Source organism: Candidatus Nanopusillus massiliensis (assembly GCF_920984865.1).
On sequence record NZ_OV100765.1, the window covers coordinates 6542 to 8716 of the forward strand.

General features: G+C 18.8%; 3 protein-coding genes (1 of these 3 running past the window's edge). All 3 read right to left on the minus strand.

Features of this window, described 5'->3' with window-relative positions; genetic code table 11:
• Positions 1-230 precede the first annotated feature (230 nt).
• Complete coding sequence (locus LUA84_RS00050) at positions 231-371, minus strand: DUF5679 domain-containing protein (protein ID WP_231433864.1); 141 nt, start codon at positions 369-371, stop codon at positions 231-233.
• A gap of 290 nt (positions 372-661) precedes the next feature.
• Positions 662-1453 carry an NFACT family protein gene (locus LUA84_RS00055; protein WP_256443560.1) on the minus strand — a complete coding sequence of 264 codons (792 nt, stop codon included), beginning with the start codon at positions 1451-1453 and terminating at the stop codon, positions 662-664.
• 68 nt (positions 1454-1521) lie between these two features.
• Positions 1522-2175, minus strand: partial view of a methyltransferase domain-containing protein gene (locus LUA84_RS00060; RefSeq protein ID WP_457913308.1) — the final stretch only. 690 nt of this gene lie beyond the right edge of the window; 654 of the gene's 1344 nt are visible here — the last part of the coding sequence; the start codon falls outside the window, past its right edge; the stop codon is at positions 1522-1524.

Genomic DNA, 2175 nt, shown 5'->3' on the forward strand with positions numbered 1-2175 from the left:
TTTAATATTCTTGAANNNGGTTTCTGATAGAATTTTGGTATTTGCAGGAGAACCTGGTAAATATGGAAAAGCTCTTGGTATATATGAAAATAAGGANNNNTTAAATATATTTCTAAAACAATTAGATATAACAATGAGAACTGATGAGGAAACAAAAAGACCAAGAATTAATAAACAAAATAGTAGATTAGACCTTATACAAAAACAAAAAGGAATATATTACGAATAACCTATTCTGACTTAACAAATACGTATACCGTTCCTCCGCAATATGGACAGGTTCCCTTTATTGCTGTTCTTCCGTTTTTCAATGTAATCTTTTGTGGTTTTTGTACTGGTACTTTTTTCTTACATCTGACGCAATATGCCATATGATAGTTCTGCCATTAATAATATTTACTGAAAAAATTTATATATTTATTGGGTAAATATATCAATTTTAAAAAAAGAAATTTTATAAAAAATAAAAGGAAAAATTATTTATTTGTTCTCTAAATATTTATCATCTATATTAATAATTAAATGTTTATTGTCCTTTTTAATATCTATATTAATATTAATTTCTCTAAATTTTTCTATTATATTATTTATGTCATAGTNNTTAAATATCCATGAATATATATTTAAAAATTCACCAATTTTCTCTAATTTATTAATTTCTTTATTTAATATCTTCTAAATACTTTTTTTGCTCTTCTATTATTTTTTTTATCTTTTCTTTTTCTTCATTTAATTTCTTTATTCTTTTATTTTCTCTGCTATTTAAATAAAGATTTATGAAATATTTGTTAATATNNNNAATAATATTCCCATTTTCATCTATTATAACTTTTAAGTTTATTATATCATTATAAATGCTATATATTTTTTCTATTTCTTCTTTATTTAATTCTTTTGGGCTTTTATTTTTATCAATATTTAATTTTTTTAATATATATTCAGCATATTTTCCTCCTAATGATAAATCTATTGCTAAAAATCTTACAACATCTTTTTTATTTGTATTATTTATTTTTTCAAAAAATTCATTTATATTATTTATAATGTTTACGGAACCTGGTGGTTTTGTATATTTTTCATTTCTAAATATTTTTCTTACTCCAAAGTTTTTATATTGATTTGCATATAGAATTGTATCATTATAATCCGTTATAATTAATAATCCATTTGGAAATAATTCTACATATATCTTTTTTTCATTATTTTTTATTATAATAATTTTATCATTGTTATCAATTTCAATATTTTTTCCTGTCTCATTAAAATCCTTCCTTAATTTTAATATAAAATTATTTGTTTCTTCTCTTTCTTTAACATTATATAAAAAAATAATTTTTCCTGGAATTATATATAAAAATTTATTTTCCAAACCTGGTTTATATAATTCAAAAACAACTCCATCTTCAATATTATATATATTTTTTACTATAGGGTGATTTATTTTTTCAGAAATCTCATTATACCATTTTTAAATCAAAATAATTTATAATTATATTAAATTTTCTTACCTATTAATATATTTTATTGATATAATCTTTTATGTGATATTATTAATAATGTCTTTATATTATGATATTCAACTAATTCTCTTATTTTTTTAATTTCTTCTTCAATATCTTTTCTTTCTAAAAAGTCTGCATATGTTATTGATATTAAATATCCATTATTTTTCAATGTTCTATATATATTTTTTACAAATTTATTTTTATCTATAATGAATTTTAATGTTTCATATATAATTATTAAATCAATGTTATTATAAAATATTTTTGGAATTTCATCTTTTTTTGCAATGTATACAAAAAAATTATTCAGGTTTTTTGTCTTTTTCTGTAATTTTCTTACAATTTTTTGTGATATATCTAAGGCATAAACTTTTACATTATATCTTTTTGCTATATTTATAGATATATCACCAAGATATGGGCCAAAATCCAATATTTGATATCCATCTTTTATATAATATTCAACTATCTTTATATCTTCTTTATATCTTATTTTTCTAATTATAGATGAAAGGAAATATAATTTGGAAAAATAGAACTTTATGAATTTTGTATTTTTCTTCCATGTTATTTTTAATGTTACTGTTAATATAGAAATAGATATTAAAAAAGTTATTATAATTGCATATATATTATTTAGGAAAACANATAATAATAGATAAGATAAAGT